At 54.5% G+C, this 23,915-nt stretch carries 20 protein-coding genes; 4 read left to right on the top strand and 16 right to left on the bottom strand.

Annotated features, from left to right (window positions below; translation table 11 throughout):
- Positions 1 to 31: 31 nt before the first annotated feature.
- The 7 genes from atpE to Q0562_RS09730 all read right to left on the bottom strand — a co-directional run bounded on the left by atpE (position 32) and on the right by Q0562_RS09730 (position 5,389).
- Entirely contained in the window at positions 32 to 307 is a 276-nt protein-coding gene (gene atpE / locus Q0562_RS09760; protein WP_366144755.1) for a F0F1 ATP synthase subunit C, read from the bottom strand.
- Between the two features lie 40 nt (positions 308 to 347).
- Complete coding sequence (locus tag Q0562_RS09755; RefSeq protein WP_366144754.1) at positions 348 to 1,145, bottom strand: FoF1 ATP synthase subunit a; 798 nt, start codon at positions 1,143 to 1,145, stop codon at positions 348 to 350.
- Between the two features lie 8 nt (positions 1,146 to 1,153).
- Positions 1,154 to 1,501 carry an adenosylcobinamide-GDP ribazoletransferase gene (locus Q0562_RS09750; RefSeq protein WP_298643884.1) on the bottom strand — a complete coding sequence of 116 codons (348 nt, stop codon included), beginning with the start codon at positions 1,499 to 1,501 and terminating at the stop codon, positions 1,154 to 1,156.
- Between the two features lie 158 nt (positions 1,502 to 1,659).
- Entirely contained in the window at positions 1,660 to 2,535 is an 876-nt protein-coding gene (locus Q0562_RS09745) for a ParB/RepB/Spo0J family partition protein (RefSeq protein WP_298643882.1), read from the bottom strand.
- Between the two features lie 9 nt (positions 2,536 to 2,544).
- Positions 2,545 to 3,312 carry a ParA family protein gene (locus tag Q0562_RS09740; RefSeq protein ID WP_298643881.1) on the bottom strand — a complete coding sequence of 256 codons (768 nt, stop codon included), beginning with the start codon at positions 3,310 to 3,312 and terminating at the stop codon, positions 2,545 to 2,547.
- Positions 3,309 to 3,938 (bottom strand): 16S rRNA (guanine(527)-N(7))-methyltransferase RsmG, encoded by a 630-nt coding sequence (gene rsmG / locus Q0562_RS09735; RefSeq protein WP_298643879.1) that lies wholly within the window; start codon positions 3,936 to 3,938, stop codon positions 3,309 to 3,311. The genes Q0562_RS09740 and rsmG overlap by 4 nt, the downstream gene beginning before the upstream one ends.
- Positions 3,938 to 5,389 (bottom strand): leucyl aminopeptidase, encoded by a 1,452-nt coding sequence (locus Q0562_RS09730; protein ID WP_298643877.1) that lies wholly within the window; start codon positions 5,387 to 5,389, stop codon positions 3,938 to 3,940. Before Q0562_RS09730 ends, rsmG begins: the two co-directional genes overlap by 1 nt.
- A gap of 84 nt (positions 5,390 to 5,473) precedes the next feature.
- Here Q0562_RS09730 and lptF point away from each other — a divergent pair, with 84 nt between their 5' ends.
- From lptF to Q0562_RS09715, 3 genes are read left to right on the top strand one after another with little or no spacing between them, the layout of a single operon-like run.
- On the top strand, positions 5,474 to 6,526 hold the full coding sequence (lptF, locus tag Q0562_RS09725) for an LPS export ABC transporter permease LptF (RefSeq protein WP_298643875.1): 1,053 nt from the start codon (positions 5,474 to 5,476) through the stop codon (positions 6,524 to 6,526).
- Entirely contained in the window at positions 6,526 to 7,581 is a 1,056-nt protein-coding gene (lptG, locus tag Q0562_RS09720; protein ID WP_298643874.1) for an LPS export ABC transporter permease LptG, read from the top strand. Before lptF ends, lptG begins: the two co-directional genes overlap by 1 nt.
- Positions 7,582 to 7,600: 19 nt before the next feature.
- Positions 7,601 to 8,020: a DUF192 domain-containing protein gene (locus Q0562_RS09715; RefSeq protein WP_298643872.1), complete on the top strand. Its 420-nt coding sequence runs from the start codon at positions 7,601 to 7,603 to the stop codon at positions 8,018 to 8,020.
- A 167-nt stretch (positions 8,021 to 8,187) separates the two neighbouring features.
- Here Q0562_RS09715 and lnt read toward each other — a convergent pair whose 3' ends face one another.
- Both lnt and Q0562_RS09705 read right to left on the bottom strand, forming a co-directional pair.
- The gene (gene lnt, locus Q0562_RS09710) at positions 8,188 to 9,645 is read right to left on the bottom strand and encodes an apolipoprotein N-acyltransferase (protein WP_298643870.1); all 1,458 of its coding nucleotides are present in this window, start codon (positions 9,643 to 9,645) and stop codon (positions 8,188 to 8,190) included.
- 218 nt (positions 9,646 to 9,863) lie between these two features.
- Entirely contained in the window at positions 9,864 to 10,841 is a 978-nt protein-coding gene (locus Q0562_RS09705) for an ABC transporter substrate-binding protein (RefSeq protein WP_298643868.1), read from the bottom strand.
- A 78-nt stretch (positions 10,842 to 10,919) separates the two neighbouring features.
- Here Q0562_RS09705 and cutA point away from each other — a divergent pair, with 78 nt between their 5' ends.
- Positions 10,920 to 11,246 (top strand): divalent-cation tolerance protein CutA, encoded by a 327-nt coding sequence (cutA, locus tag Q0562_RS09700; protein WP_298643866.1) that lies wholly within the window; start codon positions 10,920 to 10,922, stop codon positions 11,244 to 11,246.
- A 219-nt stretch (positions 11,247 to 11,465) separates the two neighbouring features.
- Here cutA and Q0562_RS09695 read toward each other — a convergent pair whose 3' ends face one another.
- The 7 genes from Q0562_RS09695 to Q0562_RS09665 form a co-directional block, all read right to left on the bottom strand.
- Positions 11,466 to 12,410 carry a hypothetical protein gene (locus tag Q0562_RS09695; protein WP_298643863.1) on the bottom strand — a complete coding sequence of 315 codons (945 nt, stop codon included), beginning with the start codon at positions 12,408 to 12,410 and terminating at the stop codon, positions 11,466 to 11,468.
- Positions 12,411 to 12,799: 389 nt separating this feature from the next.
- Positions 12,800 to 16,999 (bottom strand): calcium-binding protein, encoded by a 4,200-nt coding sequence (locus Q0562_RS09690; protein WP_298643861.1) that lies wholly within the window; start codon positions 16,997 to 16,999, stop codon positions 12,800 to 12,802.
- A gap of 210 nt (positions 17,000 to 17,209) precedes the next feature.
- A complete protein-coding gene (locus Q0562_RS09685; protein WP_298643859.1) occupies positions 17,210 to 19,840 on the bottom strand; it encodes a hypothetical protein in 2,631 nt (876 codons plus the stop codon).
- Between the two features lie 30 nt (positions 19,841 to 19,870).
- A complete protein-coding gene (locus Q0562_RS09680; protein WP_298643857.1) occupies positions 19,871 to 20,458 on the bottom strand; it encodes a hypothetical protein in 588 nt (195 codons plus the stop codon).
- 12 nt (positions 20,459 to 20,470) lie between these two features.
- A complete protein-coding gene (locus Q0562_RS09675) occupies positions 20,471 to 21,100 on the bottom strand; it encodes a hypothetical protein (protein WP_298643855.1) in 630 nt (209 codons plus the stop codon).
- A 621-nt stretch (positions 21,101 to 21,721) separates the two neighbouring features.
- Positions 21,722 to 22,810 (bottom strand): AI-2E family transporter, encoded by a 1,089-nt coding sequence (locus Q0562_RS09670; RefSeq protein WP_298643853.1) that lies wholly within the window; start codon positions 22,808 to 22,810, stop codon positions 21,722 to 21,724.
- Positions 22,811 to 22,855: 45 nt separating this feature from the next.
- A complete protein-coding gene (locus Q0562_RS09665) occupies positions 22,856 to 23,782 on the bottom strand; it encodes a lysophospholipid acyltransferase family protein (protein ID WP_298643851.1) in 927 nt (308 codons plus the stop codon).
- Positions 23,783 to 23,915: the final 133 nt, after the last annotated feature.

The following is a 23,915-nucleotide window of genomic DNA, read 5'->3' as shown; positions in this document are numbered from 1 at the left end:
GTTGCAGACACCTTCCGGCAGTTCGCCGTGATTAGCCGTTCAACGCACTCAGCAGCGGGCTACCGAAGACCAGGATCAGGGCGACGACCACGCCAATCATGGAAACGGCATCCAAAAGACCGGCGATGATGAAGAATTTGACTTGCAGCGGGTTCATCATTTCCGGCTGGCGGGCGCTGCTTTCGATGTATTTGCCACCGAGCAGGCCGAAGCCGAGGGCCGTGCCCAAGGCGGCAAGGCTGAGGATGATCGCGGCAGCGATGACGGTTGCGCCTTGCAGTTGGGCAATAGCGGCGAGTTTTTCCATGGGAACCTCCAGGTTGGTTAAGTGAAAGAAAAAACGAGAATCAGTGGTGCGGTTCGGTCATTGACAGATAGACGACCGACAGCACCATGGCGACATAGGCTTGCAGCACCACAATCAGGATGTGGAAGATGATCCAGACGCCGCCGGGGATAAATTGCACGAACCACGGCAGGAAGGCAATCAGGATGAAGACCAGTTCGCCGGCGAAGAGGTTGCCGAACAGCCGCAGCGAGAGCGAGATGACTTTGGCAAGGTCTTCAACGATTTTCAGGGCGAGGTTGATGGGGTAAAGGACCAGTTGGCCGAGAATGCTTTTGGCTTCAAACGGGTGACCACCCAAGGCTTTGATGAAGCCGAGCGGCTTGTGGTTTTTGAAGAGATAAATGTAGGTCAGGGTGATGACGGTGATTGAAAGCGCAAAGGTGGCATTGGCATCGGTGGATGGGACGATTTTCAGGTGATGGATGCCGAATTGGGCAGCGACGCCGGGCAGGAGGTCAACCGGCATCATGTCCATGACGTTCCAGAGCAGTACCCAGCAGAAAATGGTGAAGGCAAGGGAGCCGATGTCGGCGCGCGATTTGCCGAAAAAGTCCTTGATGGTGCCGTCGATGAACTCGAAGATCATTTCGGCGACGTTGGCACCGAATGACGGTGCTTCGTTGTTTTCGACGTGTTGCAGCGAACGCAGTGCCATCCTGTGCATCCACCAGCAGAACAGGCCGCCGAGCAGGATGGAAAAGAAGAGGGTATCGATATGCAGGGAATAGAAACCTTCGCCAATGCTCAGGTTGGTCATATGGTGATTGATGATTTCCGCAGCGGTTTGTCCGGCCATATGTTCCTCTATTTTTTCAAAATCGCCCAAAAATAGGCGGCGGTGTAGGTTGTGGCGAAGCCCATGAAGACTGCCAGCGGCTGTCCGCATTGTACGAATACGGCACCCAGCACGGCGACCATCAGCCATTTCCGTATTTCTGCCTGCCTGACGGCTTGCAGGAAGCGTTGCGCGGGCAGGACCTCAGGCAAGCGCCAAAATATCAGCAGTGCCTGGGCGGTGGTCAGTAAACAAAGCACACCGCCCAACAGAGCGGATGTTGCTGTTGCCCGCCACGGGCTGAGGAAAATGCAAATCAGCAAAATCGTCAAGATAATGCTCTGTATTTTCAGCAGATATTTCAGGATTTCCTTCATGGGTAGGGCGCGGATTATAAGAGCTTGCCTGACAAGGGTCAACGGATTTCCATATTTCGGTAATATATCCGAAATTTTCTTTTTTATTCTCTGATGTTGATGAATGTGGTTTTCTGTGCGCGATGGGAAAGCACGTGATTATCCTGTCCGGCGGCATTTCAGGATGGCTTGAAGCCCCATTTGGCGAGGATGCCGTCGAGTTCGTCGAGGTTGTTGTATTTGAGGGTCACGCTGCCGCGCCCTTTGTTGTTGTGGCGGATGGCGACTGGGTAGCCAAGGAAGCCGCTCAGGCGGTCTTCCAGTGTGTCAATATTGATATCGCGCGGAGGCGGGCTGGGGGATGCATCCGGGTTTTTCTGTAACTGCCGGACGCGTGCCTCGATTTGCCGCACGCTGTAGCCGCGTTCCAGGGTTTCTGCCAGCAGGCGTTTTTGCTGGGGCGCTGCTAAAGTCAGCATGGCACGAGCATGGCCCATTTCGATATCGTTGTTGTAGAGCGCTTCTTTGACCGGTTCGCTCAATTCAAGCAGACGCAGGATGTTGGTCACCGCTGAGCGCGAGCGGCCGACGAGTTCGGCCGCTTTTTCGTGGGTGAGTTTGAAGTCCTGCACGAGTTGTTGCAGGGCGGTGGCAACTTCCAGGATGTTAAGGTCGCTGCGTTGCAGGTTTTCGATTAGGGCGACGGCGAGTGCCTGCTGGTCGGTGTAGTTTTTGACGACGCAGGGGATTTTGGTGAGGCCGGCGATGCGGCTGGCGCGGAAGCGGCGTTCGCCGGCGATGATTTCGTATTGGCCGTCGCTGATGGGACGCACAACGAGTGGTTGCAGGATACCGTGCTCGGCGATGGATTGGGCAAGTTCTTGCAGGGCGGCGTCGTGGAAGACTTTGCGCGGCTGGTACACGCCAGCGCGGATTTTGGCGGCGTCAATTTGTTTCAGGGCTTCGAATTCGGGCTGGGCGATAACGTCTCGGGCGGCTTCGCCCAAGAGGGATTCGAAGCCGCGTCCGAGGCCGCCGCGTTTGGGTTTTTGCATGGTTTTTCCTTATTGTCCGAGGCGTTGTTGGAGTTCGGCGGCAATTTCGCGGTAGGCGACGGCGCCTTTGGCATTGGTGTCGTATTGCACGATGGGCAGGCCGTAGCTGGGCGCTTCTGCGAGGCGCACGTTGCGCGGCACCACGGTCGTGAACATCAGGCCTTTCAGGTAGGATTCGAGGCTGTCCGAGACGTCGCGGGTGAGGCGCGAGCGGTTGTCATACATGGTGCGGATGAAGCCGGCGACACGCAGGTCGGGGTTGACGGTTTGGCGCAGTTGGCCGACGGTGTCGAGCAGGGCGCTGACGCCTTCGAGCGCAAAGTATTCGCACTGGATGGGGACAAGGACGTAGTGCGCGGCAACGAGCGCGTTCACGGTAAGCAGGTTCAGGGTTGGCGGGCAGTCGATGAACACCCAGTCGAAGCGTTCCGCCCAGCCGTGGATGTGTTTTTTCAGCAGGGCGTGGCGCATGTTTTCGCGGAAGAGCGCTTCGTCTGAGCCGGTCAGGTCGGCGTTGGCAGGCATCAGCCAGATGCGCGAGTTGTCGCAATAGAGGCAGGTGTCTTCGACGCCGCGTGTGCCGAGCATGACGTCCATCACGCCGTGCTCGACGCCGCGCCGGTCTACGCCGCAGGCGACGGTGGCATTGGCCTGCGGATCCATGTCAATCAGCAGCACGTCCGCGCCGCTTTCGGCAAAGACGGCAGCGAGGCTGACGGCAGTAGTGGTTTTGCCGACGCCGCCTTTCTGGTTGGTGATGGCGATGATGCGGCTCATGCGTTCCCCCGCCGGATGTCAAGCAGTACCCGTTCGGCATCAAGATAGGGCACTTGCAGCGGATGGGCGGCATGCAGCGTGAAGCCTGCGGCCTCGACGTTTTCTGCTTCGCGCCCTTTCATCAGTAACCAGCGGCTGTGTGCGCCGCCGAAGTGCGCGGTCATTTGCACAAAGGCAGTTGCCGAGGTGAGGGCGCGGCTGATGATGACGTCTTGCGGTGCGCCTCGCCAGTCTTCTGCCCGCTGGGCAGCGACCTGCACATTTGGCAACTGTAATGCTGTCGCCGCCTGACGGATGAAGGCGGCTTTTTTACCGTTGCTTTCGACCGCCAGCACGGCAAGCTGCGGCCGCATCACCGCCAGCAGCAGCGCGGGCAGTCCGGCGCCAGAACCAATGTCGGCCAGTGTGTGCGCATCTTCGAGATAGGGAACGACGGCGAGGCAATCCAGCACATGACGCGGCACTTGTTGCAGCGGGTCGCGCACGGCGGTGAGGTTATGCACGGCGTTCCAGCGGTTAAGCAGGGTCAGGTATTGCGCGAGTTGCGCCCGCTGTTCAGGCGAGACGGCAAACGGCAGTGCGTCCAGCCCGCGTTCCAGCAGTTCCAGGGCAGCTTGTGGCAGCATCAAGCGACCTTGTTGCGGAAAAATTCCAGCAGTAGGCCGACGGGGCGACCGGTGCCACCTTTCGGCGTGCTGCCCTTGAAGGCACTGCCGGCGATATCAAGATGCGCCCAGGGATAATCCACGAAGGCCGAGAGGAAAGCAGCGGCTGTGACCGCGCCTGCTTCGCGCGAGCCGGAAATGTTCGGCAAGTCGGCAAACGGGCTTTTCAGCATGTCGCGGTAAGCGGGGTCAAGCGGCATTTTCCATGCCAAATCGCGCGCGGCTTCGCCAGCGGCAAAGAGCGCATCGGCAAGCGCGTCATCGTTCGCGAAGAGGCCGCTGCGCACACCGCCGAGGGCGACCACAATCGCGCCGGTCAAGGTCGCCATATCAATCACCGCCTGCGGTTTGTAACGCGCGGCATAGGTTAGGGCGTCGCATAAAATCAGGCGGCCTTCGGCGTCGGTATTGAGCACTTCCACCGTCTTGCCGGACATCGACGTCAGAATGTCGCCGGGGCGGATAGCGTTGCCGTCCGGCATATTTTCGACAGCGGCAACCAGGCCGACCACATACAGCGGCAACTCCGCCTCGCACAGGGCTTTCAGCGCGCCAAACACCGCTGCTGCGCCACCCATGTCGCCTTTCATCTCGTCCATGGCCGCCGACGGCTTGATCGAAATCCCGCCGGTGTCGAAAGTCACGCCCTTGCCAACCAGCACAAACGGCTGCGCGTTCTGCGCATTGGCGGGGCGGTATTCAAAGACGATAAAACGCGGCTCGTTGGCGCTACCCTGTGCCACACCGAGTAACGCCCCCATACCAAGCGCCTCAATCTCCTTACGTTTCAGCACTTTTGCCGACAGTGGCGCATATGCCTTGGCCAGCGCCTTGGCCTGATCGCCCAGCCATGCCGGGGTGCAGACATTCGGCGGCGTGTTGACCAGATCACGGGTAAACGCGGTACCCAGCGCCCAGGCATGGGCGAGTTCCAGCGTTGCCTGCACCTCAGCCTTTTCCAGACGGTCGCAGACAAACAACCATTCATGTTTACGCGCTTTGCCTGCATCCGACTTGAACGCATCGAAGCGATACGCCGTGTACGCTGCCGCGCGCGCCATCACATCCGCTGCGTGCGCACCATCGCCGAGCAGCAACCCGACCTTGCCCCAGCCGGACTCATCTGCCAGTGCCTGCACGGCTGCCGTTGCGCGTTCCAGCGCCGCATCCGAACCGTCATGACGCACCACGATCACACGCGCTGCCGCCACATTGGGCACGTTTACAAACAGACGCGACGTTCCGTCCTTGGGCGGGAAATTACCCGCATCACGCTGCGCGGCAAAAAAACCGCCTGACACCGCATCCAGTGCGGCGAGGCGGGCAGAAAACGCACCATCGGCAGCCACGGACACCGCCAACACATCCGCCGCCAACTCGGCAGGCGCACACACCTTCAAAGAAAATTTCATCAACGGAAACCTCGATAATTCGGCTAAACTGCGCGGAAAACGCGCCAAAAAGAGGCGTGAAGCATAGCACAAACCCCGCTCACCATGCCGATACTCTACCGCTACCTCATCCGCGAAACCCTCGCCGTATTCCTCGCTACCAACCTCATCCTCCTCGCCATCCTCCTCAGCTTCCGCCTTTCCACCCTGCTCGCCGCCGCCGCCGGCGGCAACATGGCGTTCAGCGCCGTGTGGCAACTCGTCGGCCTGCAAGCGGTGCGCTTCCTCGTCGTCCTCATGCCCATCGCCTTCATCCTCGCCGCCGTGATGACCCTCGGCCGCCTCTACCGCGACCAGGAAATCAGCGCCATCCTCGCCTGCGGCATCGCCCCCCACCACCAGACCCGCGCCCTCCTCCTCTGCGCCGTGCCCATCTGCCTGCTGCTGCTCGCCCTCAGCCTTGCCCTCCTGCCCGCCGTCTATCGCGGTCAGGAAGGCTTGCGCCAGCAGGCCCAGCAAGAAGCGGGCATGATCCTCTTCACCCCCAACACCTTCCGCCGCCTCGATGACGGCACCATCGTCCACACCGGCGCCATCGAAAATGGCGAACTGCGCGACTTCTTCATCGCCCGTCAGGAACCCGACGGACACAGCATCATCCTTGCCGACAGCGGCCGACTCGGCGGCAGCGAACAAGAACGCCACCTCTACCTTGAACATGGCCGCCGCCTCGCCTGGACGGATAACCACGATCCCACCCGCACCACCCTCTTCACCTTCGACAACGCCGACCTGCGCCTGCCCGGTGCCAACGCCCTCCCCGGCGAAAACACCCGCTTGCGCAACGTCCCGACCAGCGAACTTGGCGCCAGCCCTGAACACCTCAGCGAGTGGCAGACGCGCAGCAACCCCGCGCTCGCTCTCATCATCTACACCCTCTGCCTGCCGCTCCTCGCGCGCAGCCAGCCGCGCCAGGGCCGCTATCAGAAAATCCTGCCCGCCTTCATCGGCTTTGCCCTCTACATCAACCTGCTTGACCTCGCGACCGTCGCCATCCGCAAACACCAACTCGCGCCGCTACCCGGCAGCTACTGGCTGCACGGCGCCGTCCTCGCCCTCATCCTCATCGCCTGGTACCGCCACACAAGGAGAGCCTGATGCTGACCCGCTTCGACCGCTACCTGCTGCGCACCATCCTCATCACCACCCTCATCACCCTCGTCTTCCTCCTCAGCGTTGACCTCATTATCCAAATCTCGGCCGAAGCGGACGACCTGGGTCGCGGCCACTACACCCTGCGCGTCCTCCTCATCCAGCAACTCCTCGTTTTATCGGAAAAACTCATCCTCTTCACCCCGGCCGCCGTCCTTGTCGGCACCATCATGGGCCTCGGCCAACTCGCCGCGCAGAACGAAATCGCCGTCGTCCGTGCAGCGGGTATCTCGCGCCTGCGTCTCGCCCGCGCCGGACTGCTGCTCGCCTTCACCATCGGCGTGCTCAACATCGTCAACGGCGAAACCCTCGCCCCGCAACTCGCCGCCAAAAGCCGCCTCATCCACCACCTCGCCCTCGGCGAAGGCGCAGAAACCACCACCGCCCAGGGCATCTGGCTCAAACAGCGCGACACCATCATCCACATCGGCGCCCTGAACCCCGACGGCAGCCTGCAACACCTGCGTTACTACCAGGCCGATGCCGACCACATCACCATCACCGAAGCCGAGCGCGCTACCTACGTCGCCCCCGACTGGCAGCACGACAACCCGCGTCGCTATCGCACCAGTGCAGAAAACACAGAAACCCTGCCAGCGCCTGCGCGCTGGGAAAACGGCGCGACCCCGGCAGACCTCAAAAGCCTTGCCGCCATCGGTTCGGCGGAAACCCTGCGCGAACTGCACACCCTGACCCGCTTCATGGCGGCAAACGGCCTGAACCACCGCCAAGAAAGCCTCAAATACTGGCAACGCCTGCTCACCCCGCTGACCACAGCGGCAATGGTGCTCCTGGCACTGCCCTTCGCCTTCGGCAGCAACCGCAGCGGCCAACAGGGCACCCGTCTCGTCATCGGTATTCTCCTCGGCGTCGCTTACTACGTCACAAGCGGTGTCATCGCCAACCTTGCCCTGCTGCTCCACTGGCCGCCGCTGCTCGGCGCCACCTTGCCCATCCTCCTCTTTACCGTGCCGGCCTTTATCGTGCTGGCGCGACAATAACGCCCCATCCTGACCGCCTATGAAATCTCTCTCCCTCACCGCCCTCACGCTCAGTCTTGCCGCCCATGCCGATCACGTCTGGCTGCACGACGGCGAAGCCATCATCCGTGCCGAAATTGCCGCCGATGACGCCGCCCGCGCGCGCGGCCTGATGTACCGCCCCTGGCTGGCGCCGGGAACAGGGATGCTTTTCCTCTTCGACCCGCCGCAGCCTGTTTCCTTCTGGATGAAAAACACCCTGATCCCGCTGGACATCCGCTACTACGACGCGGCGGGCAACCTCACCGCCTACCACCTCGCCACCCCCTGCCGGCGTGAACCCTGCGCCCTTTACCCCGGACGCGGCAATGTCGCCTACGTCCTCGAAACCCGCGCCCGCTACCGCCTCACCCCGCCGATACAGCCACTGCGCCTGGCTGCCATCCCGCCCGAGCGGTGATAAACAGGACTGCGGCATGAAAGGCCGCATGGACCGCCTGCGAAACGGCGCATACGCAGGATATGGGCATTGGCCTGGGGATGATGACCTTCATGCCGGCGGCTGCGGCACCGCGTTCCGCCGTCCCTGCCGGTCGTTAAAAAACCCCGCCTGCGCGGGGTTTTTCATTACTGCAACCGCTTCCGCATCAGGAACAGCACCGCCGCGTACAGCGCGAGCAGGGTGAAAATAATCGTGTTGCCGAGGCGGGCGTAGGGCGTCAGCCCCGCATATGGCTGCACTTCGCCGCTGAGTACCGCCCGCTCGAAGCGCGGCAGGCGCGCTTTGATGCGTCCCGTGGCATCGAGCAGCACCGTGTAGCCGTCGTTGGTCGCCCGCGCCATCTCCCGCCCCATTTCGCGGCTGCGCATCTGGTTCATCTGCAAATGCTGGTCGGCGGCGATGGAATCTTTGAACCACGCATCGTTGCTGACGTTAATCAGGTAATCCGCCTGCGGCAGGGCGTGGCGGATGTCGCGCCCGAACGCCGCTTCATAGCAAATCGACACCCCGGCGCGGTATTGGCCGGTGAAAAGCGGCGGCTGCACCGCTTCGCCGCGCGCGAAGTTGCTGTACGGAATATCCACATATTTCTCGAAGACGCTCAACCAGTTGCGCAGCGGGATGTATTCGCCGAAGGGCAGCAGGTGGTGCTTGTAGTAGTGCCCTTTGCCGTCGCCGAGCGCGAGAACCGCGTTGTAGAAAATGTCTTTGGATAAGTCGCCCGCCGGGATGCCCGTGACCAGCGTCTGCCCGCGTTCCTTGAAATAGCGGTCGAGCTGGTCGAGATCCGCGCGCAGCTGCTCCTCCATGAAGGTGAACGCCGTCTCCGGCAGCACCACCACGCTCTCCTCGCGGTCGATGGCGAGGGCGATGTAATCCTGCAAATGCCGCTCCATCATCCCCGGCGCGAATTTGGTGGACTGCTCGATGTTGCCCTGCACCAGCGCGACGGAAAACGGCGTGCCCACCGGCGCGACAAAAGAAAAAAGACCGGTCGCGCTTGCCGCCGCATAAAGGGCAACCGCCGCCGCCGCCACCCGCCACGAACGCGACAAGCAGGCGCGCGCCAGGAGCGAGGCGATGAGCATCAACAGCAGCGACAGCACGAAGACCCCGCCGAGCGGCGCGAGGCCGTCCAACGGTGTGTGCAGCGCCGTGTAGCCGACCGACAGCCACGGAAAACCGGTCAGGACATAGGCGCGCAACAATTCCGCCGCCACCCAGAGCAGCGGAATCAGCAGCACCCGCCGCCAGCCGCCCGGCGCGCTGAGACGGCGCAGCAGCCAGCCGGCGGCGAGACCGTAAAGCGACATGAACAGCACCAGCAGCACATTGGCGAGGATGGCGAACGGCAGCGGCGCGCTGCCGTAGTAATAAAGGCTGATATAGACCCAATAGAGGCCGCTGGCGAAAAAACCGAGGGCGAACAGCCAGCCGTACAGGAGCGGGCGCTGCCGCGTCGGCTGCTGCCACAAGTAGCAAAGCGCGGTGAGCGGCACGAGCGCCGCCCAGCCAAGCGGGAACGGCGCGAAAGCAAAGGTGAGAAGCACGCCGGCAAGCGGCGCAAGCAGCAGATACCACATAGGGAAGCCCCGGAAAAAGAAAGGCGCGCATTATAAGGGGGCTTTGCACGGGCAACCGCGAGGCGGTGCCTCCCGCTTCCCGCCAGGCGGGGCAAATACCGGGACGCCGGCAGGCGGCGGGAGGGAAGAGCCGCCTGCGCGGCGTCATTTCCGGGTTGTCGTGTGCGCAGTCCTTTGCCGGTTGAGCGGTTTTGACTTGCTATGGGACCGGCGGCGTTTCAGCGGTAAAACAAGCCCGCATCCGGCACCTTGCCGCCGGTGATTTTCGCGTTCAGTGCGTGTAATTCGGTGTAGAAGTTGAGCAGTTCGCTGTCGATACTCGCGGCGGGGATAGCGGCGAAGCGCGAATACGGAATGGCGGCGGCGAGCGCATCCTGCGGGAAGGGCAAGTATTTCGCCGCGAGTTCGGCGGTCTCCTGCGGATGCGCCTTGCTCCAGGCAACGGCGGCGGTAAGGTCGTCATTAAGAACGGCGATGAAGTCTTTGTTCTTGCTGATGAAATCATCGGTAAAAAGCAGCCCGGCGATAGGCACACGCGGCGCGATGGCGAAAGCCTCGCCCCACAGCTGCTGCACGTCCAGCGCACGGGCGAACGTTTTGCCTTTTTCCTTGCCCTTGATTTGCGCGAGGCTCAAAAGCGGTTCGGGCAGCATGGCGCAGTCCACTTTGCCGCCGAGCAGCATCACCAGCGCTTCCGGCGGGGTTGCGGTGTAGTGAATATTGGCAAATGCGAGTCCCGCTTTTTTGTAGAGGATTTGCAAAAGCAGGTCGGGCATGTCGTTCTTGAAGGGGATGACGACGCTGTGCCCGGCGAGGTCGGCAAGGCTTGTTATCAGCGGTTTGCCGTCCGTGACCGGTGCGGCGATATAGTTCAGCCCTTCGCTCATGATGTTGAACAGCTTGACCTTTTTGCCCTGATTGTAGAGGTTGGCGGCGACATAGCTCGGCACGATGGACGCGGCAATGTCACCGTTGAGCAATCCGGCGCGGAGCTGATCGGGGCTGCGCCAGACCTGCACGTCAAACGGGCGGATGTCTTTCGCCTTGCCGTCACGCGCGGCGATGGCCAGCAGCACGCTCGGCGTGACCGGCGGCCCCCACAGGGTGAGCTTGTCGGCTGTTTGCGCACGCAACGGCAGGGACAGGGCAGCAAGCGCGCCGGTTGTGGCACTGATGAATTGTCGTCTTTTCAGCATGTTATCGTCTCCGGTGTTGTTGAGAATGTTTATTGTATGACAATAGCCGCGTTTTTTTGTTACCCCGTGAGGTTTGCCATGAATACCGAACTGTGTCTGGTGCTGACGACGGTTGCCACGCGCGATGAGGCCGAACGGCTGGCGGATGCCCTCTTGACGGCGCACCTTGCCGCCTGCGTGCAGTTTGAAACAATAGAAAGCCGCTATTGGTGGCAGGGCGAGCTGTGCCGCGATGATGAGGTGCGGCTGGTGATCAAGACGGCGCGGCACCGCTATGCGGCGGTGGAGGCGCTGCTCCTGGCGCAGCATCCCTATGATTGCCCGCAGATTGTCTGCGTGCATGCCGATGCCGCCGGCGCCGCTTATTTGGCGTGGGCGGAAGCAGTACTGCACACGGCGACATAGCAGCCGCCGGTGGAAAACCGGTAGCCGAATCGCCGAAAAAATAATGACACGACCCGCCGAAATAGGGTTAATAGCGGGCAGAAGCCTGCCTTACTTCTTCTTGTTGTTACTGTTTTGGACGCTTTAACTATTAAAGGCTTCTGCCGCAATTTGTACATTGGCCATTTCCAGTAATACGGCAGCACCGGGTACTTTGGCTTGTTTTTCTTCTGACATTTCCTAATCTCCTTGTTTGGGTTTGATAACTTGGTCAACAAAAAAACGTATATCATGCCCCTTTCTATCAGGGCAAGATATTGCTTCCAGCCAAGGCATACGTTGTCCACCAAGGCCGAATCCTGTTTCAAAGGCATACCATGTTTTGCTTGCCATAAGCACATCCGTTTCCATGTCGTAAATATTGATGGTCGCACCTGCTATCCATTCTTCCCTATCCTTGAGGTCAATAATGGGAACGTATTCCACCGCGTAACGCGATGGTTTCCCTTTTACGGGACTTCTCAATATAACCCTTGGGTCTTCACGCACCGCATCGTCCGGATACCAATATCTGCGATAACGGCCATAGGGCTGCTTCACATCCACATAGCGATAGCCGGAAAAGATTTCTTCATCCGGGGCAAGATCAAAGGCATGTCCCCAATAGCGCTTTTCCGCTGTGTGCCTGCCGGGGCGCGTATCATAGATGAACAGTCTCCCCCGTTTGTCTGAGCCTTTTTCCTTCACTTCCCACATTAAGTAATCTTTTATATAGTCCATTTCAGATGATTCCCATGCTAAAGCGGCTCTTTCCCACATGGGATCGAAGAAGTCAAGATCAGATGATTCTGGAACCACATTCAGCAATGTGATGCCTTCAACGTTTTCCGCCGTGTGGTAAATTTTCTCGCCGGCGGTTTTACAGCGCTCGTCAAAAATAGCGCGCGCTTTTGCGTAGCGTGTTTCGTAGGCGGTTTGTTCTTCTTTGACTTTTTCATCTTCTTCAAAGAGCGGCAGGATAAAAAATGTCGGGGTTGCGATGCAGGCACAGAAGATGGCGACAAACCGGTAACCACCCGCAGGGATGAGCTTGCAGATGGCAAAGATGATGATGGCAAGCAGCACCAGCATCCCGCCCCAGTAACTCCAATAGATGAATTGCATGATGTCGTAGATGGTGATCATCCTGTCTCTCCTTCACTGCGCGGATACAACAAAGCACCACCGCCCACAGCGCCGCTGTGTGTGATGGTGCTTGGTTGCCGGGTCATCGTGGATGACCGCTGCCGTCGTAGCCGGGTCATGTTGCCTCCTTGTGAAGCAGTTGACGATGGCGGAACGGTAGCATTGCGGTCAAGCAGATGTAAAGTCTTGCCAAGATTTTATCGTTGTGTTGTTCTTGTTTTTCGTTGCATACGGAAATTCCTATGCGGCTTCGGGGCAAATCATGGCAAACATGCATAGGCATCTATACTTCTCGCTGCGAGACGGGTAGATACCTATTGCGGGGAGGGGTAGTTAGGATAGGACGACCATTTGAATCACGCACACACGGTCTGGCGAAGCTATCTCGCTCAAAGAGACGGTGCCAGCGGTATTTTGTTAATCAGGTTGCTATCGTTCGGGCTGATCGGGTTATTTGCATTGATACCGCGTTGATCAAATGTACTCATAGCCTGCACCAGGTTCTGCGCATGATGCAAGGCCGTTTGGTCAACAGCATCCGTCGATATACCAACCGGGGTGGTGCTGTTTGCCATCAGTTGGTTATATTTTCCCCCGGAAAAATCGGCAACATTTACCGCCACGCTGTTCATACCGTTATTTCTGCTGTTAACCCCACGATTTTCCTGCGCGACGAAGCGGTCAATATCGCTGTCGCTATGCACGGTGCCATCGGCAAATTGCACTTCATTGATACGGTAATGGTGGTAAGCAGGGTCGTCGGTATAGAAAAAGTTCTGCACGGTAATGCTGTCCGTGCCGTTTTTATGGCGGATCAGCAAGTCCTTACCTTGGCGCAGATAGTGAATATCTTCTGCTGTGATGCCGGAGCCGAAGCGCAGGACATCCCAAGAGGCTCTAAGGTAGATGGTACTTTTCATTGCCTCGCGCTCAATAATGGTGTCATGTCCATCGCCCGGAGAGAATTCATAGATTTCGTTCTCAAAAGAGCCGTAGATGGTGTCATTACCCTTGCCGCCATGTAAGGTGATCACGGATTCTCCTCTTGGCGGTGCAACTGCACCTACACCATCGCCATAATGATGAAATCCGGTGCTGCCAAATACACTCAGCGTGTCATCACCATCGCCACCATCGCCATACAGCGGGTAGGCTGCATCCACCATTGTGTTGCACAATATCATTAAATTATCGTTACCGCTGCCTCCATAGAGTTTGCCCATGCCTTTCAACGTGTCATTCCCATCACCGCCGTATAATTCGCCGTCACCGCTGAGCGAATCATCGCCCGCATCACCGTAGAGACGATTATTTATTCCGTTTTTTGCCCTGATGATGTCATTACCACCACCACCGTGGATGGTAATGTTTGGAATACTGGTTTCGATGGTATCGGCACCATTCGTTGTTACTATCAGTATGGCAGATAATTTCTTGCGATCCCATTCGCTGTCATCAGCGAATATGATTTTACTGATGGGAGAACCTTCGCTGAACTGCGAAGAGACGCGGATAGAATCGTTACTGCCCTTGCGGGTGAGGAGCATGTCGCCATCCTGCTCGCGCATTGTGATTTCATCAGGGGTAACATCTGTAAAGCGGATTACGTCATTACTTAAATCCCTAGTCCATCTGCCCCAAATATAATCCTGCCCCCAGCCTTTGGCAAAAACAAACACGTCATCACCGTCGCCGCCCGTCATCGTGTCATTTCCACTGCCGCCGATAAGGGTGTCATTGCCTTCACCTCCGTCAATTCTGTCATCACCGCTGCCGCCGTCAATCATGTCGTCACCGTCGCCGGCATCAATTGTGTCGTTACCATCACCGCCATTGATCGTGTCATCTCCCGCACCGCTGGTGATAGTGTCGTTGCCGGCATAACCATCAATCCTGATACCCTGATCGCTCGTATTCACCAGTACATCATCATATTCGCTGCCTTGCGTCATGAGGGGTGCCAAAAAGACATCATCCAATTTCATGGTTTGCCCATCACCCAATCGGATGGATTCCACGCCACAATAAGGCTGGTCTTTGGAGAATCGATTGATGACCGTGACGGAAGCGCGATTATCTTTGGTGGCAACAACCAAATTGTTTTCCAATTTGCGGAAGCTCAATTTATCAAGGCTTGTGATGTTTTTGAACCACAACGTATCAACATTGCCTTTGGTTTCATCACGATCGATAATCGTGTCATGCCCGAAAGCTCCGGAGAAAATATAAGTGTCATTGCCCAAACCGGGTGAAGGTGTCGAAGAATACTTGTCGGATCCGAATGGTTGATCCGCATGTTTGCTGTCCCGATATTGATAGTACCCTTTATAGATACTGTCCGGCGTATTCCAGTACAGGCTGTAATAACCGCCGGAAAGAATATCATCCCCCGTGCCACCTTCCAGGGAATCATCGCCTTCGCCGCCTTGCAGGATGTCATTGCCCGCACCGCCGCGCAGATAATCATTGCCGGCAAAGCCGCGAATTACATCATTCCCATCCGTTTGCGCGACATCCAGTTGGCGTTGCAGCAACTCGGAGATGCTCATCTTGCTGCCGTCCTTGAAGGCAAGTGTGACTTCGCCATAGTAGTTTCCGCTTAAGCCATTGTCAATCGTCAACTGTCCCGCATCGCCAAAATTCAAGAGCAGGTCATTTGAAATACCCGGCTTGGGCGTAATGGTAAAATAATGTTTGTTTACCGTATCAAATTTCAAATAGTATTGATCCTGTCTTGCCCATTGAGAAAAAGCATCCCTGAAAGGAATACGGTCATCCACATTCAAAACAAAAGCCCTGTCTTTTGGCAACATCCCATTTTGGTCATCCCGAAGAGAGCCGACAAGATAATCCCCTCCTTTTTCAAGAGAAGGAAGATGAGCCGACAACATATAGCGGATTTCACTGAATGTATCTTTCAGCTTTCCGTGTGGCGTGGAAAGAAGCATTTCCGGATCAAAGAGAGAATAATCATCAACGCCTGTAACCGTATCATCAAAATCTTTGCGGACAACCTGCACCTGATCCGGAGTAACAGGTATATCCATTTGAATGGTGACATTTTTCAGAGGCGTATATGTACCATCGGCTATACGCAGATGATCGGAACCCATATTTTCACCAAGAATAACCGTATCGTTATCGCCGACAATATAGGTATCATCACCTGTGCCGCCGGCAAGAATATCGGCACCATCACCGCCATTCAGCGTATCGTTGCCATCGCCGCCGTCCAGCCGGTCATTACCTTCGCCGCCATCCAATGTGTCATTGCCATTATCGCCGTTCAGCCGGTCATCACCTCCGCCTCCATTAAGCAGATCGTCGCCATTACCACCCGCTATTTCGTCATTTCCGTCATTGCCATACATTCTGTCATTTCCGGCTCTGCCCGCCATAATATTGTCGTAGGCATCGCCTTCCATCACATCATCACCATCCGTTCCTTGATGCAGCAGTTTGTTGACCTCTGCGGATGACAATACACGGCCATCAGCAAATTCCCATTGCGTAATGGAGCGCGCATCCAATACACCTTCTCCGGAAAACTGATCTTTAATTAGAATTTCATTTTCTGTGCCCAATTTACGCATCAGTAAATCCCTGCCGTTTATTCTAGAAAAGCGGATATCTTCTAAAGAGCAGTCCTCCAAGCGAATGCGGTTTTCCGACTGATTATCATAAATCGTGTCTTTACCCCAACTGCCTTTGAAGACATAAATATCTGCGCCGTCCTCACCTCTGAGGACATCGTCATCTTCACCACCATACACGGTGTCATTACCTTCACCACCGTCAAGATAATCATTGCCTTCACCACCATATAGCGTATCGTCGCCAAGGCCACCATACGCCTTGTCATTACCGCTGCCTGTATTAATGGTGTCATTACCAGCCATACCCTTAACTTGATCATCCCCCCCATAAGTGGCAATATAGTTATCTTCATCATTTCCAGTAATTATATCGTTATCATGCATCACTACTTTAAGTAATGAATTCATTTTTGCATCTGGTAACATTTTTGCATCATTTATAATACTTTGCTTAATGTCATATAGTAAAGTTCCATTATCGATAATAGAGCCACTAACCGTATTAATTAGAAAATCATGAATTTCTTCTGCCGACATCATACCGCTGGTAAAAGCTTGCAATAATTGCTGATTTACTTTGGCCATATCTGCCCGCCATACATTTTCATCCTGATAAAAATCTACCGCACCATAAAGCGCTTTATAGTGTGTCTGGCTGGCGAGTTGGCGATAAACCATATTATGCAACTGTTTGTAAGCCGTTTTTATCCAGTCACCATTACGCCAGTTCAGCTCTCTCTCATCAGCAACCGAACCCCAGAAAGCTTCCAAGATGGCTAATCGACCGGCATCCGCATACACGCCACGGCTACCAGGAGTTACATTTTCTTTTCCCGTCCAGCGCGCCATGATTTGATCCGTCAGCACATGACGGGTAGCGGGATCCTTTTCCTGCACAAATTGTGTGACCAGCTTTTGCAGCGTTCCCGTTTTATCCAGCGCCATCGCATAGCGCAACGGATAGACATTGCCGAATCCTTTGGCATCGGGCAAGGCAGAGATTTCTGCCGGGATTTCCACATCCCTCCCTTGCTGGTTCTCCACAGGTACGCTGTGGACCGGGTCGTTGTCAAACCATAACGTATGGATATCACCAGGTGTGCCGTCTGCGCGGGTGAAATGCCCGATTTCACGGTGCCTGATGTTGTTCCCATCCCAAAAACCATTTTGATAATCCAGATGGATTTCCGCAATACCGTGCGCTTACAGAGTATTCAATTCCCCGATATTAACGACACCATTGCTATTCTTATCCTGCCAAATGCGCAGGCGATGATAAATCGCGTCTTCAGCAGTGATTTTACCGTCAGCATTGCTATCCCATTCCGCTAATGCCTCAAAACCATTTTCGGCAACCTTACCGTTGTTCAGCGTCGTTTCCGAACCGAAGAGTTCTGCGCCGCCATCAATATGGCCGTTATTGTTACGATCCAGCACAAGGAAACCGTCACCGGGTGCAAGCCAAGCCGTCTGCTCGGCAAAGCCGCTGTTATCCAAATCAAAGTGCACACCAACTCTGCGCGGCAGAGTATTGACTTGGCCATCCCCATCCAGATCCAAAGAAAGGGAATCTTTGAAAGGGGGCGAGGCTGGTGGCGGTTCTGGTGGGGGAACTTCTTCTTGTTCGACTTCTAGCGTAATCCCTAAATCACCGTTTTTCCTATAATCAATAATAGTCAGCTTTCCGTTAATTGTCAGATTACTGCTAATTATTCCATTGCCCGGCCATTCGTAAGTATTTCCATATTGATCTCTAAATACATTATCGCCTTTCTTCAATATAGCTTTAGACAATAATTTTCCATTGAGAAAAACTCTGCCTTTACCATCCGAGTCCAATATGGTGTCTTCTTCATCCACTTCATATGTATCATAGCCGTCACCCCCATTTAATGAGTCTCTGCCACCATTACCTACCAAAGTATCGTTATCGTCCTCCCTATATAATTCATCATTACCATCATCACCATAAAGATGATCATCACCCTTGCCACCTTTCAGGATATTTTTAGCATCATCATCTTTGCCTTGTTCATCATAGCCACCATAGAGGTAATCGTCACCGGCGCCGCCAAAGAGATAGTCTTTCCCCCTGCCACCATAAAGATAATCTGTGCTAGTATCATCTTCACCCTTTTCATCATCAGCGCCGTATAAATAGTCAATACTGGTATCACCATAAATCGTGTCGCTACCTTTGCCGCCATATGCAGAGTTAGTTGACGATATGTCTCCTACATACCCATAATCCATTATCCCTACATACTCTTTAGGACGCATATAGCCCGTGTATAGGACATCATTGCCGGCACCACCATACAAGGTATCATTACTACCTGCGCCTACCAGCAAATCTTCCTTATCACCACCGATAAAATTATCGGCATCTTTCTCACCAAGCATAAGCTGTGTTTTAGCTGAATCCAGAGGTTTTGCAGATGTGTTATTTACATTATCTGCTGAAACTGTCCATTGTTCCTTTTCATAAAAAACATTAAGATCTACTCCTTTGAAATCTTTTCTACCAACCAGATCCTCTCCTTCGATTCCTTCAAAATTCTCTTTATTTTGAGCACCTGCGCGGGAATATTTTGTTAGCCAAAGATCGGAATAATGACGTGATCTTTCTGTTACATCAGGCAGCCCTGTATGTTTGGCTAATGTATATTGCAGAGCATTAGAGTTTTCTTTATTCTTAAAGAAATATCCCGTTTCTTCTTTAAACTTGTAATCTAAAGTTTGGTAGTAATACCACTCAATCATTTGGGCAAAAACAGCGTTTTTCTTAAGCAGATTATCATTGAGCGTCGTTATCTTATTCATATCAGATGCTAAATGCTCTAAAATGGGATAAGAACGAATAAAAGTGCCATAATTTGAATTATAACCACCAGCATCTTGTTTAACAACAATAGTCATGAAATCCGGGTTATCATTGAATTCAGGCGACTCAGATGCAAAAAGTTTTGTGGATGTAAAAAATTCTAATGAATTTGGTAACTTGCTGACAGCTTGTCTAAAGTTTTCATTTCGCAGAAGTGCTTGTAATAAAATTATTGAGTGCCTACCAAGTTTATCTAGAGTTTGATTACCAACCGTTATTTTTGTATCTCCTCCTGAAATGTTTTCAGCAAATGGGCGCAACGGTCTTATAAGATTCAGTATCTCTCCATCTAAGTACCAATGCTTAATATTATGCTCTCGCGCCAATTGATTCTTTATAAGGATGGATTTTAATTCTTCTATCTTGTCATCTTTTTTAGTGGGATCTTCACGCCGCTCTAGTTCATACTTTGCAATTTCCTGAGTAGATATATATGAATAATTAGCGTATTCTTCAAAATCAGAATTATGTTCATTATTATCTTTTATATATTTATATAATCCCATTATTACATAGACGTCTATAGCACTATATCTAAATGGTGCCATGTCGAATGTATAAGCAGGCTTATTAAACAAGATTGCCATAATAGAAGCCAAACCACCTCCTAATGAATGGCCTGTAAAAGACAATTCAGCCTTAGGATATTTCTTTATGGTTTCTAAAGTCAATTTAAATGCCTGACTGATCTGCTCAGAGCCTATCCCAAGCCCGGCAGGGATATTTGCCTCTATAAAATCTTTCAATAAGTCTTCGTTAGCACCGGCAAAAGATATAACTATTTTATTATCTTTTTTATAAACACCTGCTGAAAATCCCGTTACTGAATCATCGTCTAACCATTCTAGTTCTTCAAATCCTTCAGGTATGAACATTCTATTTTGAGGCTTTCTATCATAAGCACGTGCAGCTAACTGCGCGTATTCATTAACTTTTTCTTTATTAGCCATAATTAAGACCCCTCTGTAATAAGCAAAAAATCAACATTCAGAAAGATAACCTTGATCTATTATAATCTTGCGGTGTTTAATAAGTGTGAGATCTCCTTTTCTGTTTTTAGAAATTTTATCTTGTAATTTAAGAAGAATAGGCATAGATGACAATTTGATTTTCCATTCAAGATTAGCGGATCTCCCGTTTAGTGATGAATCAAATTCCACCAACTCCCATGAATTGTTTATTACTTTATATTGGCGATAAGGAAAACTACTGTTCCAGTCAAAGCAATAAATGGGATAAACAATAATAAACCAATCGCCATGAGCATCCTGATCCAAAATCATCGGAAACCACTTGCTTTCCCAAACAGGCAGCTTGCTTAAGCCTTTGCTGTCAATCACCTCAACACGATCGTTTTGCGGCTTGAAATCGGCATATCCCGCCTGAATATTCGGTTTGCCTGTAATAGTACGGCGTATGGTAATAACCGTGCCGTTACTGAGTTGCACTTCCTCCATCCAACTAGCACCGGTAGGGTGTTTTTTACAGGCAATTAACACGCAACCAAATATTATAAGCAGGAGGAAATGTCGGGCAGATAATTGCGCATACTCTTTTATAGTAATCATTATTAAATACCCCTATAGTTTGATTTCATTTGATCTGTCACAATCAATAGAAAGATATTCATCTAATACAACCTTACGATAACTCTTTGGTGATCTAAAAACACTATTTTTAGAAAAAGGTTTATCCTGTAACCTTAGCAGAGGTGGAACGCTTTTTAGCTTTATAGTCCAATCAAAATTGGCTTTCCGACCCTCCAATGTTCTGTCAAACTTAACCTGCTGCCATCGTCCATTATTGACTTTATATAAGCTATAAGGAAAAGAACTTAGTTCGTTACATCCTAAATAAGACATTACCACTATATACCATACGCCTTGTGCATCCTGATCAAGAATCAGGGGACGCCATTTATTCTCCCACACAGGTGGTATTGTCAAACCTTTACTATCAACCACTTCTACATTATCGCTGGTAGGTCTGAATTCATAGCCGTTCCCTTGGTAATACGGCTTCCCGGCAACGGTGCGGCGCACGGTAATCACCTTGCCGTTGCTGAGTTGTATTTCTTCCAGCCATGTTGCGCCTGTGGGGAAATTTTGTCTTTTACAACCAATCAGTATGCTGCTAAATAATGCAAGCGAGATAAGCAAAAATCCCAAGCGGAACTGATGGGGAAGATGCAAAAAAGCACCATAGCTCACAGCGCTGCTGTACGTGATGGTGCTCTTTGTTGCTTGGTTATCGTGGACGACCGCTGCCGTCGTTGCCGGGTCATGCTGCCTCCTTGCGAAGCGGTTGACGATGGCAGGATAGTAGCATTCGGTCAGGCAGATGCAAGATTTTGTTTGGATTTTATCGTTGTGTTGTTCTTGGTTTTCGTTGGATACTGATATTTATACGGTTTTTTCTACGGATTCGGGGCGGGTTATGCCAAGCAAGCGTCTTTTTGCCTTACTTACGTCCTTCGGGTATCCGGCAAGCGGGTGGAGGGAGTTGGTGCCCGCTTGGTGAGCCCGGTAACCACGCCGTTTGACGTCGCTCTTGTCGAGAACGCAAAAAGCAGGCTGCGCCTGCTCGGGGGCTAAAGCCCACCCTTGTATTAGAGAAATGCCCCCGCAGGGTGATAACCTCAACGGGGGCGAGTCGGAACAGAGTTGTGCCCGCCCTACGCGGGCTCGGTGTTTATGCTGCTTGGCAGGTTATGGTGGGCTAAAGCCCACCTACGCGCCCCTGACATTTACGCCGCTTGGCGGGCTGAAGCTTGCCGAAATCCTGTGGATGGTGGCTAAAGTCCACCTTACGAATGTTGTTTTGTTTCGGGTTCAGGCGGTCTCGCCGTTTTCTTCGCCTTTGATCTGGTAGCGGCGCCAGGCTTCCATGCAGGCTTTGACTACGGTGGCGAGCGGGATGGCGAAGAAGATGCCCCAGAAGCCCCACAGGCCGCCGAAGATGAGCACGGCGATGATGATGCCGATGGGGTGGATGTTCACCGCCTCTGAAAAGATGAGCGGCACGATGATGTTGCCATCCAGGATTTGCACCACGAAGTAGAGCGCCGTGACCCAGTAGAAGTCGGAGGTGAGGCCGTATTGTGCGTAGGCGACGACGAGCACGGGGATGGTGACGATGGTTGCGCCGATGTAGGGGATGAGCACGGAGATGCCGACCATGAAGCTGAGGAGCAGGCCGTATTGCAGGTTGAAGATGTGGAAGGGGATGTAGGTGAGGAGCCAGACGACGAGGATTTCGCTGAATTTGCCCCGGATGTAGTTGCCGATCTGGATGTCCACTTCCGCCCAGACGTCGCGGATGATTTGCCCGTGTTTGGGCAGGAAGCGCCCCAGCCAGCGCAGGATGAGCGCTTTGTCTTTGAGAAAGAAGAAGATGAGCAGCGGCACGAGGATGATGTACACCAGCGCCTTGATGACGACGAAGAGGGAGTTGAAGATTTTGCCGGAGAGCGCCTTGCTGTAATTGCCGATTTCGCCGTTGATGCTGTCGAGCAGGTTTTTGATGTCGGTCTCGCTGAAAGCGTTCGGGAATTTTTGCGGCAGCAGCAGCAGTTTTTCCTGGGCGAGGCGGAAGTAGTCGGGCAGGGCGGTGATGAGCAGTTTGGCCTGGGCGACGATGTCCGGGATGAGGATGATGGTGAGGTAGAGAATGGCGGCGATGAAGAGGGTATAGACGAAGGTGACAGCAAACATGCGGCGCATGCCCCAGCGTTCGAGTTTGCCGATGATGCCTTCGAGCAGGTAGGCGAGGGCGACGGAGACGATGACGGGGAAGAGCCATTCGCCGAGGAAGTAGAAGATGGCGATGAGGCTGATGCCGAAGGCGACGAGGGCGACGAGCGGCGGGTTGTTGAGGAAACGGAGGAAGGGGGCCCAGAGGGTGGTGGGGGTGGTTTGCATGGTGTTTTGGCGGGTGGGCGGCAGGAAAAGGGGAAGCGGGGCAGGTTAGCGTCGCCGCCGTTCCGGATAGGGATAGCGGCTGCCGTCCGGACGGTTTTTGTAGCGGCGGTGCAGCCAGTAGTACTGTTCGGGGTAGCGGCGGATTTCCGCTTCGTAGGCGGCGTTGACGCGGCGCATGACATCGGTATCCGTCTCGCCTTCTTCCGGTTTGATTTCGGCGGCGACGCGCACGATGTAGCGGTTTCCTTCGCGCCACATGTACACCGGCACCCAGTGCGCGCCGGTACGTTCGCGCAGTTTCGGCAGGATGTTGACGCTGGCCGCGTCCAGCCCGAAGAATGGCGCGAAGACGCTGACGCGCGGCCCCATGTCCTGATCGAGCGCGTACCAGAGGTTGCCGCCCGCGTGCAGGAAGCGCAAGGTGTGGCGCATGTCTTTGTAGTGGATGAGTTCGGTGGCGGCGCGGGCGCGGTGGTGGCGGATCCAGTGGTGGAAGAAGGGGTCGTTCAGCGGGCGGTACATGCCGCCGGCTTCGACGTAGAGGCCGAGCAGGCGTACGCCGAGTTCCATCAGGGTGCTGTGCGAGCCGACGAGGACGACCGGTGTGTGCGGGTCGCGCAGGAGGGCAAGCGCGGCGGGGTCGGCTTCAAAGCGCGACAGGGCGAGGAGGCGTTTTTCGCTGAGAAACCACGCCATGCCGGTTTCGATGATGCCGCGCCCGACGCTTTCGGCGTGGGCGGTGAGCAGTTTTTGCCGCGCGGCGGTGTCGAGTTCGGGGAAGGCGATGGCGAGGTTGGCGGCGCTGATGGCGCGGCGGTAGGGGGTGAGGCGGAAGAAGAGGCGGCCGAGCCAGCCGCCAGTGGTCATGCGCGCCGCCTGCGGCAGTTGCACGATGAGCCACAAGAGGCCGCAGAGCAGCCAGTGGCCGAGGTAGCGCGGCCGGGCGAGGGGCGGAGTGTGTTCTTCTTGCAAAGGGCTTCCTTTATGATGTGTTAGTCGTTCCAAATGGAACTGATACGGTGTTGGCGGGCCTCGCCGGGCACCCATAAAAATCGCTGCACGGTTTTATCGGAAACCCGCGCCGTATTAAACATACTGTCTCCGG

Origin of the sequence: uncultured Cardiobacterium sp. (assembly GCF_938028825.1) — a bacterium.
Lineage (GTDB): Bacteria > Pseudomonadota > Gammaproteobacteria > Cardiobacteriales > Cardiobacteriaceae > Cardiobacterium.
This window is presented reverse-complemented; position numbering and strand designations above follow the sequence as displayed.

Excerpts from the sequence above, each read along its gene's own strand:
- atpE (WP_366144755.1), bottom strand. The coding sequence starts at position 307 with ATGGAAAAACTCGCCGCTATTGCCCAACTGCAAGGCGCAACCGTCATC.
- Q0562_RS09755 (WP_366144754.1), bottom strand. The coding sequence starts at position 1,145 with ATGGCCGGACAAACCGCTGCGGAAATCATCAATCACCATATGACCAAC.
- Q0562_RS09750 (WP_298643884.1), bottom strand. The coding sequence starts at position 1,501 with ATGAAGGAAATCCTGAAATATCTGCTGAAAATACAGAGCATTATCTTG.
- Q0562_RS09745 (WP_298643882.1), bottom strand. The coding sequence starts at position 2,535 with ATGCAAAAACCCAAACGCGGCGGCCTCGGACGCGGCTTCGAATCCCTC.
- Q0562_RS09740 (WP_298643881.1), bottom strand. The coding sequence starts at position 3,312 with ATGAGCCGCATCATCGCCATCACCAACCAGAAAGGCGGCGTCGGCAAA.
- rsmG (WP_298643879.1), bottom strand. The coding sequence starts at position 3,938 with ATGCTGCCACAAGCTGCCCTGGAACTGCTGGAACGCGGGCTGGACGCA.
- Q0562_RS09730 (WP_298643877.1), bottom strand. The coding sequence starts at position 5,389 with ATGAAATTTTCTTTGAAGGTGTGTGCGCCTGCCGAGTTGGCGGCGGAT.
- lptF (WP_298643875.1), top strand. The coding sequence starts at position 5,474 with ATGCCGATACTCTACCGCTACCTCATCCGCGAAACCCTCGCCGTATTC.
- lptG (WP_298643874.1), top strand. The coding sequence starts at position 6,526 with ATGCTGACCCGCTTCGACCGCTACCTGCTGCGCACCATCCTCATCACC.
- Q0562_RS09715 (WP_298643872.1), top strand. The coding sequence starts at position 7,601 with ATGAAATCTCTCTCCCTCACCGCCCTCACGCTCAGTCTTGCCGCCCAT.
- lnt (WP_298643870.1), bottom strand. The coding sequence starts at position 9,645 with ATGTGGTATCTGCTGCTTGCGCCGCTTGCCGGCGTGCTTCTCACCTTT.
- Q0562_RS09705 (WP_298643868.1), bottom strand. The coding sequence starts at position 10,841 with ATGCTGAAAAGACGACAATTCATCAGTGCCACAACCGGCGCGCTTGCT.
- cutA (WP_298643866.1), top strand. The coding sequence starts at position 10,920 with ATGAATACCGAACTGTGTCTGGTGCTGACGACGGTTGCCACGCGCGAT.
- Q0562_RS09695 (WP_298643863.1), bottom strand. The coding sequence starts at position 12,410 with ATGATCACCATCTACGACATCATGCAATTCATCTATTGGAGTTACTGG.
- Q0562_RS09685 (WP_298643859.1), bottom strand. The coding sequence starts at position 19,840 with ATGGCTAATAAAGAAAAAGTTAATGAATACGCGCAGTTAGCTGCACGT.
- Q0562_RS09680 (WP_298643857.1), bottom strand. The coding sequence starts at position 20,458 with ATGATTACTATAAAAGAGTATGCGCAATTATCTGCCCGACATTTCCTC.
- Q0562_RS09670 (WP_298643853.1), bottom strand. The coding sequence starts at position 22,810 with ATGCAAACCACCCCCACCACCCTCTGGGCCCCCTTCCTCCGTTTCCTC.